Origin of the sequence: Mesorhizobium sp. WSM4306, assembly GCF_007003975.1 — a bacterium.
Taxonomy (GTDB): domain Bacteria; phylum Pseudomonadota; class Alphaproteobacteria; order Rhizobiales; family Rhizobiaceae; genus Mesorhizobium.
In genome coordinates this window covers 478517-494912 of record NZ_VFTC01000001.1, presented here as the reverse complement: position 1 = coordinate 494912, position 16396 = coordinate 478517, and the positions used below count along the sequence as shown (strand labels likewise).

The window sequence follows — 16396 nt, the reverse complement described above, 5'->3', positions numbered from 1 at the left end:
TTATGTATCAAGCGATCGTCTTCCTTCCGCTGCTGGGCTTCCTGATTGTCGGCCTGTTCGGCAATTCGCTCGGCGCAAAGGCATCGGAATACATCACCTCGGGCTTCCTGGTGATCTCGGCCGTGCTGTCCTGGGTCGCCTTCTTCTCCGTCGGCTTCGGCGAGGGCGAGGTGTTCACCGTGCCGGTGCTGCGCTGGATCCAGTCGGGCGGTCTCGACGCGTCATGGGCGCTCAGGATCGACACGCTGACGGTGGTCATGCTGGTGGTGGTCAACACCGTGTCGGCGCTGGTTCACATCTATTCGATCGGCTACATGCACCACGACCCGAACCGGCCGCGCTTCTTTGCCTTTCTGTCGCTGTTCACCTTCGCCATGCTGATGCTGGTGACGGCCGACAATCTCGTGCAGATGTTCTTCGGCTGGGAGGGCGTCGGTCTCGCCTCCTACCTGCTGATAGGTTTCTGGTACAAGAAGCCGTCGGCCAATGCCGCCGCCATCAAGGCCTTCATCGTCAACCGCGTCGGCGATTTCGGCTTCGCGCTCGGCATTTTCGGCGTCTTCGTTTTGTTCGGCTCGGTCAATCTCGGCACCATCTTCGCCAACGCCGCGACCTTTATTCCGGCTGAAGGCGCTGAGCACGGTGCGGCCGTGCTCACCTTCCTTGGCTATGCGCTCGACAAGCACTCGGCCATGACCATCGTCTGTCTGCTCCTGTTCATGGGCGCCATGGGCAAGTCGGCGCAGGTGCCGCTGCACACCTGGCTGCCGGACGCCATGGAGGGCCCGACACCGGTTTCCGCGCTCATCCATGCCGCCACCATGGTGACCGCCGGCGTATTCATGCTGGCGCGCCTGTCGCCGCTGTTCGAGCTGTCACATTCGGCGCTGACGGTGGTCACCTTCATCGGCGCCTTCACCGCCTTCTTCGCGGCGACCGTCGGCCTGGTGCAGAACGACATCAAGCGCGTCATCGCCTATTCGACCTGCTCGCAGCTCGGCTACATGTTCGTCGCGCTCGGCCTTGGGGCCTACGGTGCGGCGATCTTCCATCTGTTCACACATGCCTTCTTCAAGGCGTTGCTGTTCCTCGGCTCCGGCTCGGTCATCCATGCCGTCTCCGACGAACAGGACATGCGCAAGATGGGCGGCCTGAGGACGCTTATTCCGAAGACCTACTGGATGATGGTGATGGGCACGCTGGCGCTGACCGGCGTCGGCATTCCGGTGACCGTTATCGGCACCGCCGGCTTCTTCTCCAAGGACGCCATCATCGAGGCTGCCTTTGCCGGGCACAATTCGGTCGCCGGCCTCGCCTTCATCCTGCTGGTCATCGCCGCCTGCTTCACCTCGTTCTACTCCTGGCGGCTGATCTTCATGACCTTCCACGGCGAGCCGCGGGCGAGCCACGACGTCATGCACCATGTCCATGAATCGCCGCCGGTAATGCTGGTGCCGCTGTTCATCCTGGCCGCGGGCGCGCTGTTTGCCGGCATCATCTTCCATGGCGCCTTCATCGGCGAGGGCTATGCCGAGTTCTGGAAGGCGTCGCTGTTCACGCTGCCGGACAACCACATCCTGCACGATATCCACGAATTGCCGCTGTGGGTCGAGCTGGCACCGTTCGTGGCCATGGTCATCGGCTTTGCCGTCGCCTGGAAGTTTTACATACGCTCGCCGGAACTGCCCCGGAGTGTCGCCGCCAACCATCGCCTGCTCTATGCCTTCCTGCTCAACAAGTGGTATTTCGACGAGCTCTACGATGTCCTGTTTGTGCGGCCGGCCAAGGCGCTGGGCAGGTTCCTGTGGAAGACCGGCGACGGCACCATCATTGACGGGCTCGGGCCGGACGGCGTCTCGGCGCGCGTCGTCGACGTCACCAACCGCGTCGTCAAGCTGCAGACCGGCTACCTCTATCACTATGCCTTCGCCATGCTGATCGGCGTTGCCGCACTCGTCACCTGGATGATGCTCTGATGACCGCTTGGTCCAACCTTCTCTCGCTGGTCACCTTCCTGCCGCTGGTGGGTGTGCTGCTCATCCTGTTCATCAGGGATGACAGCCCGAATGCGCGTCGCAACATCCGCGCCATCGCGTTTTCCACGACGGCGTTCACCTTCCTCGTGTCGCTGTTCATCTGGACCGGCTTCGACAACTCGCAGGCCGGCTTCCAGTTCGTCGAGAAATACGCCTGGCTGGATTCGGGCATTTCCTACCATATGGGCGTCGACGGCATTTCGATGCTGTTCGTCATCCTGACGACGTTCCTGATGCCGCTCTGCATCCTGGCGTCGTGGGAAGCGATCGACAAGCGCGTCAAGGCCTACATGATCGCCTTCCTGCTCCTGGAAACGCTGATGATCGGCGTGTTCTGCGCGCTCGACATCGTACTGTTCTATGTCTTCTTCGAAGCCGGCCTGATCCCGATGTTCATCATCATCGGCGTCTGGGGCGGCAAGCGGCGCGTCTATGCCTCGTTCAAGTTCTTCCTCTATACGCTGGCCGGCTCGGTGCTGATGCTGCTTGCCGTCATGGCGATGTTCTTCCAGTCCGGCACCACCGATATCCCGACGCTTTTGACCCACAACTTCCCGGCCAGCATGCAGACCTGGCTGTGGCTCGCCTTCTTCGCCTCCTTTGCCGTGAAGATGCCAATGTGGCCGGTGCACACCTGGCTGCCCGACGCGCACGTCGAGGCGCCGACGGCGGGCTCGGTGATCCTGGCCGCCATCCTGCTCAAAATGGGCGGGTACGGTTTCCTGCGTTTCTCGCTGCCGATGTTCCCGCTGGCGTCGGAGATGTTTGCGCCACTGGTGTTCACGCTGTCGGTCGTCGCCATCATCTACACCTCGCTGGTGGCGCTGATGCAGGAGGACATGAAGAAGCTGATCGCCTATTCCTCGGTCGCCCATATGGGCTTCGTCACCATGGGCATCTTCGCCATGAACCAGGAAGGCGTGCAGGGCGCGATCTTCCAGATGCTTTCGCACGGCCTGGTGTCCGGCGCGCTGTTCCTGTGCGTCGGCGTCATCTACGACCGCATGCACACACGCGAGATCGACGCCTATGGCGGTCTGGTCAACAACATGCCGAAATACGCCACCGTGTTCATGATCTTCACCATGGCCAATGTCGGCCTGCCCGGCACCTCAGGCTTCGTCGGCGAGTTCCTGACCATGCTTGGCGTGTTCCGGGTCAACACCTGGGTGGCGTTCTTCGCCGCCACCGGCGTCGTCCTGTCGGCGGCTTATGCGCTCTGGCTATATCGCCGGGTGATCTTCGGCGCGCTGACCAAGGAAAGCCTGAAGGGGCTGCTCGATCTCTCGACGCGCGAGAAGGCGATCATCTATCCGCTGGTCGTGCTGGTCATCTTCTTCGGCGTCTATCCCGCTCCCGTCTTCGATGCCACGGCCCAGTCGGTCAAGGCGCTCGTCACCAATGTCACCGCATCCATCGGCGCCGCGCAGACCGCGGCGGCGAACTGACCAGAGGTTTTGCGAACCATGACGCCGGACCTTTACTCCAGCCTTTCGCTCTCGACGCCGGAGCTGATCCTCGCCATCGGCGCGCTGGCGCTGTTGATGGTCGGCGCCTATTCGCGCGCCAGCGCCGTCAACCTGGTGACCGGCCTTGCCGTCGCCGTGCTGGTGATATCAGGCCTATGGCTGGTCTTTTCCACGGGGCAGGGCAGCGCCTACGGCAACGCCTTCATCCAGGATCCCTTTTCCCGCTTCATGAAGGTGCTGTCGCTGGTCGGTTCGGCGGTGACGCTGGTGATGTCGATGCGCTTTGCCAAGCAGGAGCATTTCGACAAGTTCGAATACCCCGTGCTGATCCTGCTCTGCACGCTCGGCATGATGCTGATGATCTCGGCCAACGGTATGATCGGGCTTTATCTCGGCCTCGAACTGCAATCGCTGGCGATCTACGTGCTGGCTGCGATCAATCGCGACAATCTGCGTTCGACCGAAGCCGGCCTGAAGTACTTTGTGCTCGGCGCGCTGTCGTCGGGCATGCTGCTCTACGGCATCAGCCTGGTCTACGGCTACACCGGCAATGTCGGCTTTCAGGAAATCGCCTCGGCGCTCGGCAGTGGCGAGCGCCAGCTTGGCCTCGTTGTCGGCCTCGTCTTCGTGCTGGCCGGCCTTGCCTTCAAGATCTCGGCGGTGCCGTTCCATATGTGGACGCCTGACGTTTACGAGGGCGCGCCGACGCCGGTCACCGCCTTCCTGGCGGCAGCCCCCAAGATGGCGGCGATGGCACTGATCGTTCGCGTCACCATGGGCGCGTTCAAGCCGATCGCTTCGGAGTGGCAGCAGATCGTCGTCTTCATTTCCATCGCCTCGATGGCGCTCGGCGCGTTTGCCGCCATCGGCCAGACCAACATCAAGCGACTGATGGCATACTCCTCGATCGGCCATATGGGCTACGCCCTGGTCGGCCTTGCCGCCAACAGCCAGGCCGGCGTGCGCGGCGTCGCCATCTACATGCTCATCTATCTGGTGATGACGCTCGGCACCTTCGCCTTTATCCTCGCCATGCGGCGCAAGGAAGGCAATGTCGAGCAGATCAGCGATCTTGCCGGTCTGTCGTCGACCAATCCGATCATGGCGACTATCCTGACCATCCTGATGTTCTCGCTGGCCGGCATCCCGCCGCTCGCCGGCTTCTGGGGGAAGTGGTACGTCTTCCTCGCCGCCATCAACGCCAACCTCTATGCGCTGGCGATCATCGGCGTGCTGGCCTCGGTGGTGGGCGCCTATTACTATCTGCGCATCATCAAGATCATGTGGTTCGACGAACCGGCCGGCGGCTTCGTGCCAATGGCCAGCGAACTGCGTCTCGTGCTCGGCGTCTCCGGCGCCTTCGTGCTGTTCTATGTGCTGATCGGCGGTCCGATCGCGACCTACGCCGAAGCCGCCGCCAAGACATTTTTCTGAGCGGGATGGCATTTCGGCTGGCTCCAACCTCTGAGACGGAAGGGTTCCGGCTCGAGGCCCATGACAGTATCGGCTCCACCAACACGGTGGCGCTCGACCATGCAAGGGCAGGCGACCCCGGCAAATTGTGGGTCGTTTCCAAAAAGCAGGAAAGCGGGCGCGGTCGGCGGGGTCGAGCCTGGGTATCGCCCGAAGGCAATCTGGCCGCGACTTTGCTCGTCATCACCGGCGGTGAGTTGCGTCTAGCGGCGACACTCGGTTTCGTCGCCGGCCTGTCGCTGGCCGACGCGCTCGATGCCGTCGTGCCGAAGGGCAGGATCGCCATCGGCCTCGATGGCGCCAGCCAGGGACAAAACCGCTTCGAGCTGAAATGGCCGAACGACGTGCTGGCGTCCGGCGCCAAGCTGGCCGGCATCCTTTTGGAATCGGCCATTCTCGAGGGCGGCCGTTTCGCGGTGGCGGTCGGCATTGGCGTCAATGTGGTGGCGCATCCCGAGGATTTGCCCTATCCGGCGACATCGCTGCGGGCGCTTGGCGCGACATGCGATGCCGAAACGCTGTTTTTGGCGCTGTCGGATGCGTGGACCGACAATGCCAGGCTGTGGGATGAAGGACGCGGGCTCGACGCCATCCGGCGGCGCTGGCTGGCGCGCGCGGCGGGGCTCGGCGGCGAGGTTGCTGTCAGGATTGACGGGAATGTGGTGCGCGGTACCTTCGAGACCATTGACGCGGACTGCCGTTTCGTGATCCGCGATGATGAGGGGTCGGTTGTGACGGTAGCCGCCGGCGACGTGCATTTCGGCGCGGTCGCTTCGGCAAGAGTCTGATTGTTGTGCGCAATTCCTGTGGGAAAACCGTTACACACTTTTCCTGGAATTGTTTAAGGGGCTGGCCGCAAGGGCCGGGAAGGGAAAATTGATGGCGAAAGCGCAAAACGCCGAACTCGTCTTCGTGCCGCTCGGCGGCGTCGGCGAGATCGGCATGAACTTCGCCCTTTACGGCTACGGCCCGCCCAGTGCGCGCGAATGGATCGTCGTCGATGTCGGCGTGACCTTTCCCGACGCGGCGCATCCGGGCGTCGACCTGATCCTGCCCGATACGCGCTTCATCGAGGAGAACCTCGCAGATCTGCGCGGCATCATCATTACCCATGCGCATGAAGACCATTATGGCGCGCTGCTCGACACCTGGCCGAAGCTGAAGGCGCCGGTGTGGATGACACCGTTCAGCGCCGGCCTGCTGGATGCCAAGCGCCAGGGCGAGCAGGGCGCGCCGAAAATCCCGGTGACGATCTACCGGGCGGGCGAAAAGTTCACCGTCGGTCCGTTCGAGATCGAGGCCATCCCGGTGGCGCACTCGATCCCAGAACCGATGTCGCTGGCCATCACCTCGCCGGCCGGCACGGTCATCCATACCGGCGACTGGAAGATCGATCCGGAACCGACGATCGGTCCCAAAACCGACGAGGCGCGCTTTCGCGCCTATGGCGACAAGGGCGTGCTGGCGCTGGTCTGCGATTCGACCAATGCGCTGCGCGAAGGTGAATCGCCGTCGGAAGTGGCGGTTGGCGAGGGCCTGAGGGGCGTGATCCAGAGTGCCGTCGGCCGCGTGGCGGTCACCACCTTCTCCTCCAATGTCGGGCGCATCGTGTCGATCGCCAAGGCGGCGCGCGATGCCGGCCGGCAGTGCCTGGTGCTGGGACGCTCGCTGAAGCGGGTCATCGATGTCGCCGGTGAACTCGGCTACATGGACGGGCTGCCGGAGTTCATCGCCGAAGAGGATTTCGGCTTCATCCCGCGCGAAAACCTGGTCATCATCTGCACAGGCAGCCAGGGCGAGCCGCTGGCTGCACTGGCCAAACTGTCGCGCGAAGAGATGAAATCGGTGTCTCTGACGGCAGGCGACACGGTGGTGTTTTCCTCGCGCACCATTCCCGGCAATGAGAAGGCGATCCTCGAGATCAAGAACCGCCTGATCGATCTCGGCATCAAGATCATCGAGGATGGCGACGCGCTGGTGCATGTCTCCGGCCATCCGCGCCGCAGCGAATTGCGCAAGATGTATGAGTGGGTGCGCCCGCAGATCGGCGTCCCCGTGCATGGCGAAGCCGCGCATCTGGTGGCGCAGGGATCGCTGATGTCGACCTCCGGCATCGGCCAGGTGGCGCAGGTGCGCGACGGCGACATGCTGCGGCTGGCGCCCGGCCCTGCGACCATCATCGACCAGGTGCCGTTCGGCCGCATCTACAAGGATGGCAGGCTGATCGGCACCGACCAGGCGATGGGCATACGCGACCGGCGCAAATTGTCGTTCGCCGGCCATGTCGCGGTCAATGTCGTGCTCGACGACAAATACGAGCTCGCCGGCGATCCAGACCTGGTCGCCATCGGCGTCGCCGAAGCGGATGCCCGTGGCGAGAACATGGAAGATCTGATGCTCGACGCGGCCGTCGGCGCGGTGGACTCTATCCCTCGCCAGCGCCGCAAAGACCTCGATCTGGTGCAGGAAGCGGTGCGCCGTGCCGTGCGCGGTGCAGCCAACGAAGCCTGGGGCAAGAAGCCGCTGGTGACGGTGTTCGTGACGCGTTAACGCGGCTACACGTTGAGCTGGTCGCCTACGGGCAGCCAGTGGAAGCTGCCGTTCACCCGCTCGACGTACCCGATACCGGGGAAGGGCATGTGATAGCCGGCGACCAGCAGCCGGTGGTCGGCGGCCATGTTCAACAGGCGCTTGCGGGTCTCGACGGACTGCTCCTTCTCGTCGTCGAGATCGGCATGCCAATCCGGCCGCTGGATCGATACGACAGAGTGCAGGAAGGCATCCGACCAGATGAGCAATTGCTGCCCGTCGCTTTCGACGTGGAACGCCAGCAGCCCCGGCGAATGGCCGGCGGCATCAATGGCGGTGACGCCCGGCACAATTTCGTCGCCCGGCGCCACGAATGTCGCGCGGTCGGCAAGGCCGGCGCAGATGCGCCGGAACAGGTCGCGGTTGTTCAGCCTGGCTTCGCGCACCGTATCGGCCTCGATCCAGAAGACGAATTCGGCCGCGCCGAAGACGTAGCGCGCCCGGCTGAAAACAGCTTCGCCATTGTTCATGAGACCACCGATGTGGTCGGGGTGGCCATGCGTGATGACCACCAAATCGATGTCGCCGGGTTCGAGCCCGAGGTCCCGCAGGCATTGCAGGAGTGCACTGTCGTCGTCGCCGAATCCGGTGTCGAACAGGATCTTTTCGGTGCCGGTGTCGACCAGTGTCGGGATGAAGCAATGGTCGTATCGAACGGGATCGATGGAGTTCGAGACGGCGAGTTCCTGTACGGCGCGCGGCGATTGTCCAGGGGCGAAGGCAGCCGCGAGATTGTCTCTGACATCGACGGCGTCGAGCAGGGCGGCGACCTTGAATGAGCCAAGATCGAAGCTGAAAACGCGGGGGCGGGTATCGGACATTGCCGTTTGTACTTCGCAGACATCGATTGGAACAAGGCGGCGGTTCACCCAAGTGCGACCTTGCGCGCCTCGGCAAAGACTATTGATGTCGGCTGATTTGACGTAAGACGCCAGCATCGAAGCTGGAGGTTTCATGCTGGGACGCCTGAACCATGTCGCGCTTGCCGTGCCGGATCTGGCTGCGGCGATTGCCGCCTATCGTGATACACTTGGCGCGAAGGTCACCGCGCCGCAGGCGCTGCCGGAGCATGGCGTGACGGTAGTGTTTGTCGATGTCGGCAACACCAAGATCGAACTCTTGGAGCCGCTGGGCGAGGGCTCGCTGATCGCGGCCTTCCTGGAAAAGAACCCTTCGGGCGGCATGCATCATGTCTGCTATGAGGTCGACGACATCCTTGCCGCGCGCGATCATCTCAAGGCGAGCGGGGCGCGCGTGCTGGGCGACGGCAATCCCAAAACCGGCGCCCACGGCAAGCCGGTGCTGTTCCTGCATCCCAAGGATTTCTTCGGCACGCTCGTCGAACTGGAGCAGGCATGAGCTGGATTTCGTTTGCCGCGCTGTTCTTCATCACCTGGTGGCTGATGCTGTTCATCGTGCTGCCGTTCAGCGTGCGCACGCAGGACGACGATCACGACGTGACGCTGGGCACGGTTGCCAGTGCGCCGCGCGGGCCGCATATGCTGCGCGCCGTGATCCGCACCACCATTGTCACGGCGGTAGTCATGGGTATTTTTTACGGCCTGACGCACGGGCTGGGTTACAGCCTCGACGAAGTCCCGCACATCATCCCCGAAGCCAGCCAGGCACCGGCTAACTAAAACCTTTTCCGCCGACAGATCGGGCGGGCGGCATGCTGCTGTTTGTGCCTATTTTCGGAGCATCGAACTCCAGTTTCGGCGCGCTCGGCTTGAGGTTAGCAACCCCGCACGCAAGCATAGCCAATCCTGATAGAATCGCGACCAGATCACGCCGGCGCAAGCTCATGTGATTTGGGAATGTGTAGATCTAACCAGATGATTGCGCAAAAAAAATGCAAGGCACAAGGCCTTGCAATTTAAACGCGTTCCGATCTGTTTTCCGGTTTCCGGCGGCAGCGGGTAACCGCGCCTAGATCGCATCCTCCCAAGACTTTGACCGCGTAGGAGAGCAGATTTTTCTCTACCCTCTCGGTTATCGGGGCACACTAGCCTAACCCCGATGAAATTGTCACGCAGAATTTTGCCCGCAAACGGGCAATCCTGTGCTGCACTGCACAATAGTACGGCAGGCTTTGCTTGCGAAACGAACAACGCCGGCGCTGCCGCATTAATGTGACCAGGTGTGCTGCGTCGCTCAGACGCGCAAGGCGTGTATCAGCACTTTCCAGCCTAGCGGAGCACTTTGCGCCTAAGGATTATCGTTTTCGGTTTGAAGGTCTTTGGAAGAAGAAGAATCGATTTTTGCGATTTCGGGCCGATACCGCGGGTCGGGTTTCCATTCCGTCACGAAATAGCTATGAAGCCGGGGCAAGCAAGCCAGCCGCGCCGATTCCGGTGCAGCCACCTCTCTCACGGACCTGTCCATGCGTTTGTCGCAGTTTTTCCTGCCCATCCTGAAAGAAAATCCGCGTGAGGCCGAGATCGTCTCGCACCGGCTGATGCTGCGGGCCGGCATGATCCGCCAGCAGGGGCAGGGCAGCTTTTCCTGGCTGCCGCTGGGCAAGCTGGTGCTGGACAAGGTCTGCCGCATCATCCGCGAGGAACAGAACCGCGCCGGCGCGCTGGAAATCCTGATGCCGACCATCCAGTCGGCCGATCTGTGGCGCGAAAGCGGCCGCTATGACGACTACGGCAAGGAGATGCTGCGCATCAAGGACCGGCAGGACCGCGACATGCTCTACGGTCCGACCAATGAGGAAGTGGTTACCGAGATCGTGCGCGCCTACGTCAAGTCCTACAAGGATTTGCCGCTCAACCTCTACCACATCCAATGGAAGTTCCGCGACGAGGTGCGGCCGCGCTTCGGCGTCATGCGCTCGCGCGAATTCCTGATGAAAGACGCCTATTCCTTCGACCTCGATTTCGAGGGCGCCAAGGCAGCCTACAACAGGATGTTCGTCTCCTACCTCAGGACGTTCACGCGCATGGGCCTGCAGGCGATCCCGATGCGGGCCGACACAGGGCCGATCGGCGGCGACCTCAGCCATGAATTCATCATCCTGGCCGACACCGGCGAGAGCCAGGTCTACTGCGACCGCGAGTATCTGTCGCTCCAGGTGCCCGGCGAAAACACCGACTTCGCCAATGACGGCGAGATCGCCGACATCGTCAAGACATGGACGACGCCCTATGCCGCCACCGACGAGATGCATGACGAGGCGGCCTGGGACAAACTCGGCGAAGCGGACCGGGTCTCGGCGCGCGGCATCGAGGTCGGCCACATCTTCCATTTCGGAGACAAATATTCGAAGCCGATGGGCGCCAAGGTGACCGGGCCAGACGGCAAGGATCATTTCGTCTCCGGCGGCTCCTACGGCATCGGCCCGTCGCGCCTGGTGGCGGCGATCATCGAGGCCAGCCATGACGATAACGGCATCATCTGGCCGGAAGCGGTGGCGCCATTCGATATCGGCCTGATCAACATGAAGGCGGGCGATGCCGACTGCGACCGTGTCTGCGACGAACTCTATGCCGCCTTCACCGGCGCCGGCAAGGATGTGCTTTACGACGACGCCGACCAGCGGCCTGGCGGCAAGTTTGCCACCGCCGACCTGATCGGCCTGCCCTGGCAGGTGATCGTCGGACCGCGCGGCGTTGCCGCCGGCGAGATCGAGATCAAGAACCGCCGGACCGGCGAGCGCGAGACGCTGCCGGTCGCGGAGGCCAGGAAACGCTTCGGTGCAACCGCATGAGCCAAGCCGCGGCAGCGAAATCTCCGGTCGCCAAGTCGCCGGTCGCCAAATCTCCGGTCGCTGGCCCGTTCTCCATGTTCGAACGCATGGTCGCCTGGCGCTATCTGCGGTCGCGCCGCAAGGAGACGGTGATCTCGGTCATCGCCTCGATCTCCTTCCTCGGTATCATGCTCGGTGTCGCCACGCTGATCGTCGTCATGGCGGTGATGAACGGATTCCGGGCTGAGCTTCTGACCCGCATCCTCGGCGTCAACGGCCATCTGATCGTCCAGCCGCTGGATTCGCCGCTTGAAGATTACGCGCAGGTTGCCGCCCGCATCAACGGCGTGGCCGGCGTCAAATACGCCATTCCGCTGATTGACGGCCAGGTGTTGGCGCAAGGCAATGTCGGCGGCGGCATGGGCGCGCTGGTTCGCGGCATACGCGCCGAAGACCTCGGCAAGATCGCCATCGTCGCCCAAAACGTCAAACAAGGCACGCTTGACGGCTTCGACTCCGGCGAGGGCGTCGCCATCGGCAAGCGCATGGCCGAAAATCTCGGTCTTGTGCTCGGCGACACCATCACGCTGATCTCGCCCGACGGCGATGTGACGCCGATGGGCACGACGCCGCGGCTGAAGGGCTACAAGGTGGCCGCTATCTTCGAAGTCGGCATGTCGGAATATGACAGCTCCATCGTCTACATGCCGTTTTCGGAGGCACAGCTCTATTTCAACATGGACGGCAGGGCGCAGACGATCGAGATCTATGTCGACAATCCCGATAATGTCGACGCGCTGAAACCGCTGGTCGATGCTGCGGCGCAGCGGCCGATCGATATGGTCGACTGGCGCCAGCGCAACGAAACGTTCTTCTCGGCGTTGCAGGTCGAGCGCAATGTCATGTTCATGATCCTGACGCTGATCGTGCTGGTGGCGGCGCTCAACATCATCTCCGGCCTGATCATGCTGGTGAAGGACAAGGGCCACGATATCGCCATCCTGCGCACGATGGGCGCCTCGCGCGCCGCCATCCTGCGCATCTTCCTGATGACGGGCGCGGCGATCGGTGTCACCGGCACCATCGCCGGCGTGCTGCTCGGGGTGCTCATCTGCACCAACATCGAATCCATCCGCCAGTTCTTCTCCTGGATGACCGGCAAGGTGCTGTTCAATCCGGAGCTCTACTTCCTCAGCCAGCTGCCGGCAAAGATGGACCCGCGCGAGACCACCTACGTCATCCTGATGGCGCTCGGTCTGTCCTTCCTGGCCACCGTGTTTCCGGCGTGGCGGGCCGCACGGCTCGATCCGGTCGAGGCCTTGAGATACGAATGAAGTCCGAGATCATTATCGAGCTGAAGAGCGTCGAGCGGCACTATGTCCAGGGGCCGCGCAAGCTCACCATCCTCAACGGCGCCGACTTTTCCCTGAAGCGCGGCGAGATGGTGGCGCTGGTGGCGCCGTCGGGCACCGGCAAGTCGACGCTGCTGCATACAGCGGGCCTGCTCGAGCGCCCCGACGCCGGCGACGTCATTTTGGCCGGCCGCGCCTGCGGACGGCTGTCCGATGACGAACGCACCGCGATCCGCCGCAACGATGTCGGCTTCGTCTATCAGTTCCATCATCTGCTGCCGGAGTTTTCGGCGCTGGAAAACATCATGATGCCGCAGCTGATCAAAGGGCTGTCGCGCAAGGAGGCAGCGGAGCGCGCGGCGCAGCTGCTCGACTATATGCAGATCGGCAAGCGCGCGTCGCACCGTCCGTCGGAGCTGTCCGGCGGCGAACAGCAGCGCGTCGCCATTGCCCGTGCGGTCGCCAACGCGCCATTGCTTCTTCTGGCCGACGAGCCGACCGGCAATCTCGACCCGGTCACTGCCTCCTATGTGTTCGAGGCGCTGGGCGCACTGGTCAGGCAGTCCGGCCTTGCCGCGCTGATCGCCACCCACAATCACGAGCTGGCCTCGCGCATGGATCGTCGGGTGACGCTGCACGAGGGCAAGGTGGTGCCGCTTTAGGGCACGGCGATACTCGGCCGGCCTGCGGATGCCCATGCTGTCCTTGGCGAGGTTCTCAGGGCAAGCAAGATCGCCGAAGGCAGTGCCGCCCCTCATTGTCCTGCCGGACATTTCTCCCCGTATAGTGACGGGGAGAAAGGGGCCTGCCGCCCCCCTCGGCGCTTAATCCTGCAACGCTGGCGATTGGCGAAGTCATCGATGACAGCGCCCCTCTCCCCGTCACTATACGGGGAGAGGATGCCGGCAGGCAGGTGAGGGGCGGCGCCGACATTCGCGAACAATTCGCCACCTGAAGCAGTGGATAGCTTTTCGTCTTCCGATCTGCAACGTCATCCCATCAACGCTTTCTTAACCCTGCCCAAACCGGCTGTCAGTATCCGTCGGCATGCCGCTTTCCGGTCGTTGACATTCGAACAAAATTAGAACAAATTACGAACATAGCAACAACAGGAGAGAGTTATGAGCGATCTTGTTCAGGACGTCGTTTCGTTGGTGTGCATGAGTGCGTTTCTGGTTTCCATGGCGGTCTGGATCGGCGCCATGTGATGATCTGCGGTCCGCCGCAGTGTTTTAGGGCGAGCAGGAGGGCGTTACGCCGTTAAGCCTTTCTTGCCGCCATGACGCTAGAGTGCCCTGTCAAGACAGGGAGCAAACGCCCAAGTGTCGCCGATCATCACGGCCCTTCTCGTGGCCGGCAATCTCGGACTGATTTTCCTTTTGATGACCGCGCCGCTCGGTTTGCGTACGGTGAGGCTCAGCCGCGTGGTTGCCATGGACCGGCAGCGCCTCTGGCAGGCGCTGTGGCCGCTCGGCAGCGATGCCGGCTGGTCCGGCGAGATCCTGTCGGCGCAAGCGCTGGACGGGCAGGGCACGGCCCGAATCATGCTGTCCTGGGAAGGTCGCGACGGCCAGCCGATCGAGCGCAGGTCGCGCTTCGAGGACGTCGTCGAGGGCAGTCGGTTTTCGATGCGCGTCATCGAGGATACCGCGCTCGATGCTTCGTTCTGGAAGGATTTTTACGAGACCACCGAACTCGTCTCGGAAGGCGCGGGTACGCGTGTCACGCTCAGCCAGACCGACCGCTATCGCGGCGTCGCCTTCCTGGTGTTCCGCTACTTCGCCATGCGCCGCGAGCTTGGCAAGCTGCAGCACTGGGCGAGGACCGGAGAATATCGCAAGGGGGGCTGGTTCGAGCATCCGCTGAGCCAGGTCGGCTTCGCCATTCTGTCGGCCTTCATCCTGTGGCCGTTCTTCGGGCTCAATCTCGGTGGCTTTGCGCTGGCTGCGATCCTGACCTCGGTCGTCGCCTTGCACGAGCTCGGCCACATGGCGGCCTTCCGGCTGACCGGTCATCGCAAGGCGCGGATGATCTTCATCCCGCTGCTTGGCGGCATCGCCATTGGCGGCCGGCCCTATGACAGCCGGTTCGAGGTCGCCTTCGTGGCGCTGATGGGGGCGGGCTTTTCCGCGTTTTTGGTGCCATTGTTGATCGTAGCCAGCGGGCTTGCTTCAGGCGAGGGGCATCGGCTGGCCGCCGCCCTTTTGGCGACGCTTGCCGGTTTTGCCGCGCTGTTCAACATCGCCAATCTGGTGCCGGTGTGGAAATTCGACGGCGGCCAAGTGCTGCGCCAGATCTGTCCGGGTCCGATCATGCTGGCACTGGCCTCGTTTTCCCTGCTCTCGGCCTTGCTGGCAATCGGCTGGCTGGCCGGTTTTTCACAAAGCTTTCTGCTGGTGGCGGGCGCTGTCTTTGCCATCCTCAGCCTGCTGACCGTGGGCAGCGGGGTAAAGCCGCGCCACGACTTGAAGCCGATCCGCACCTTCGACCGTTTCGCCATGGCCGGCGCGCTATTGGCGGTGTTCGCCATCCACGGTTACGGGCTGTTGTGGGCGTCGGCGAAGCTACTTTGAGCGTTTGATCGAGACGAGAGGTCAGCCGGCCTTGCGCGCCGGTTCGGCAGACATGCCCTCGGCCGCGCCAAAAACATCCTCGAATGCGGATTTCAGCGCCATGTCGAAATCGGCCATGGTCACGGGAAGGCCGAGATCGACGAGGCTGGTGACGCCGTGGTCCGGCACGCCGCAGGGCACGATGCCGCTGAAATGGCTGAGATCCGGTTCGACATTGACGGCGATGCCGTGAAAGCTGACCCAGCGCCGCAGGCGGATGCCGATGGCCGCGATCTTGTCCTCGGCCGGCGAGCCATCGGGCAGGGAAGGGCGGTCGGGCCGCACCACCCAGACGCCGACGCGGTCCTCGCGGCGTTCGCCGCGCACGTTGAAGGCGGCAAGCGTGCCGATGATCCACTGTTCGAGCGCGGCGACGAAGGCGCGCACGTCCTCGCGCCGGCGCTTCAGGTCAAGCATCACATAGGCGACCCGCTGGCCGGGTCCGTGATAGGTGTATTCGCCGCCGCGTCCTGCGGCAAAGACCGGGAAACGGTCGGGATCGATCAAGTCCTCGATGCGGGCGCTGGTGCCGGCGGTGTAAAGCGGCGGGTGCTCGACCAGCCAGACCAATTCGGCGGCGGCACCGGTGCGGATCGCGTCGGCACGTGCTTCCATCAGGGCAAGCGCATCGGTGTAGCCGGTCAGGCCGGGCTCGATGCGCCATTCGACCGGTGCTGAGCCGGGCAAGGGCAGGAACGACGTGGCGATCTGGCTGCGTTCTGTCATGGCTTTTCGTTTTTCGCTCGATCAAAATGACGTTTCGTTGAATCGTCATCCTGATCAGTCTCTTTGCTGGAGCGTGATCTTTTGCGAAAACCGGTTCCCACTTTTCGGGATCACGCTCTAATGCACGCCGGCTTCCAAAACCGCTTCAGGCCTGGGGCGGAATGCATTTGCCCTTTCATATGGCGGTATCCAGCTGAAACGTCCAGTTCGCCCTGCACTTTGGCCTTCCCGACCGTTATGCCAATTCCCGGCGATTATTGCGCGCCGCGCCCTTGTTTCGCCGGAAACGATTTGCTACACGCCGCGAGCCGGTTCGTTCCGGCTCCTACCACGGGCGGTCGTGGCGGAATTGGTAGACGCGCAGCGTTGAGGTCGCTGTGGGGCAACCCGTGGAAGTTCGAGTCTTCTCGACCGCACCAAAACTTTCCCTAGAACGCGGCTTGCGTTT

The 16396-nt window shown here is 62.8% G+C and carries 13 protein-coding genes and 1 tRNA gene; 12 read left to right on the top strand and 2 right to left on the bottom strand.

The features are described 5' to 3' along the window. The first annotated feature begins 2 nt into the window (after positions 1–2). The 5 genes from nuoL to FJV77_RS02470 all read left to right on the top strand — a co-directional run bounded on the left by nuoL (position 3) and on the right by FJV77_RS02470 (position 7528). Positions 3–1976 carry an NADH-quinone oxidoreductase subunit L gene (gene nuoL, locus FJV77_RS02490; RefSeq protein ID WP_142865262.1) on the top strand — a complete coding sequence of 658 codons (1974 nt, stop codon included), beginning with the start codon at positions 3–5 and terminating at the stop codon, positions 1974–1976. Beyond that, positions 1976–3484: an NADH-quinone oxidoreductase subunit M gene (locus FJV77_RS02485; RefSeq protein ID WP_142865261.1), complete on the top strand. Its 1509-nt coding sequence runs from the start codon at positions 1976–1978 to the stop codon at positions 3482–3484. The genes nuoL and FJV77_RS02485 overlap by 1 nt, the downstream gene beginning before the upstream one ends. A gap of 18 nt (positions 3485–3502) precedes the next feature. After that, entirely contained in the window at positions 3503–4939 is a 1437-nt protein-coding gene (gene nuoN, locus FJV77_RS02480; RefSeq protein ID WP_142865260.1) for an NADH-quinone oxidoreductase subunit NuoN, read from the top strand. 5 nt (positions 4940–4944) lie between these two features. Beyond that, a complete protein-coding gene (locus FJV77_RS02475; protein WP_142865259.1) occupies positions 4945–5766 on the top strand; it encodes a biotin--[acetyl-CoA-carboxylase] ligase in 822 nt (273 codons plus the stop codon). Positions 5767–5857: 91 nt separating this feature from the next. Continuing rightward, positions 5858–7528 (top strand): ribonuclease J, encoded by a 1671-nt coding sequence (locus FJV77_RS02470; RefSeq protein ID WP_142865258.1) that lies wholly within the window; start codon positions 5858–5860, stop codon positions 7526–7528. Between the two features lie 5 nt (positions 7529–7533). On the opposite strand, the gene FJV77_RS02465 is transcribed toward FJV77_RS02470, so the two are convergent. After that, positions 7534–8388, bottom strand: a complete 855-nt coding sequence (locus tag FJV77_RS02465) for an MBL fold metallo-hydrolase (RefSeq protein WP_142865257.1) — start codon at positions 8386–8388, stop codon at positions 7534–7536. Between the two features lie 133 nt (positions 8389–8521). Here FJV77_RS02465 and mce point away from each other — a divergent pair, with 133 nt between their 5' ends. From mce to FJV77_RS02430, 6 genes are all read left to right on the top strand, one after another. Continuing rightward, positions 8522–8926, top strand: coding sequence for a methylmalonyl-CoA epimerase (gene mce, locus FJV77_RS02460; RefSeq protein WP_142865256.1), 405 nt, complete (start codon positions 8522–8524; stop codon positions 8924–8926). After that, on the top strand, positions 8923–9207 hold the full coding sequence (locus tag FJV77_RS02455) for a DUF1467 family protein (RefSeq protein WP_142865255.1): 285 nt from the start codon (positions 8923–8925) through the stop codon (positions 9205–9207). Before mce ends, FJV77_RS02455 begins: the two co-directional genes overlap by 4 nt. A 743-nt stretch (positions 9208–9950) precedes the next feature. After that, positions 9951–11279: a proline--tRNA ligase gene (gene proS / locus FJV77_RS02450; RefSeq protein WP_142865254.1), complete on the top strand. Its 1329-nt coding sequence runs from the start codon at positions 9951–9953 to the stop codon at positions 11277–11279. Next, on the top strand, positions 11276–12592 hold the full coding sequence (locus FJV77_RS02445; protein ID WP_142865253.1) for a lipoprotein-releasing ABC transporter permease subunit: 1317 nt from the start codon (positions 11276–11278) through the stop codon (positions 12590–12592). The genes proS and FJV77_RS02445 overlap by 4 nt, the downstream gene beginning before the upstream one ends. Continuing rightward, positions 12589–13272, top strand: coding sequence for an ABC transporter ATP-binding protein (locus FJV77_RS02440; protein WP_142865252.1), 684 nt, complete (start codon positions 12589–12591; stop codon positions 13270–13272). Before FJV77_RS02445 ends, FJV77_RS02440 begins: the two co-directional genes overlap by 4 nt. 660 nt (positions 13273–13932) lie before the next feature. Beyond that, positions 13933–15183, top strand: a complete 1251-nt coding sequence (locus FJV77_RS02430) for a site-2 protease family protein (protein ID WP_142865251.1) — start codon at positions 13933–13935, stop codon at positions 15181–15183. Positions 15184–15204: 21 nt separating this feature from the next. On the opposite strand, the gene lipB is transcribed toward FJV77_RS02430, so the two are convergent. Then, on the bottom strand, positions 15205–15948 hold the full coding sequence (gene lipB, locus FJV77_RS02425) for a lipoyl(octanoyl) transferase LipB (protein WP_142865250.1): 744 nt from the start codon (positions 15946–15948) through the stop codon (positions 15205–15207). Between the two features lie 334 nt (positions 15949–16282). Here lipB and FJV77_RS02420 point away from each other — a divergent pair. Beyond that, positions 16283–16367, top strand: a tRNA-Leu gene (locus tag FJV77_RS02420). The last annotated feature ends 29 nt before the right edge of the window (positions 16368–16396 follow it).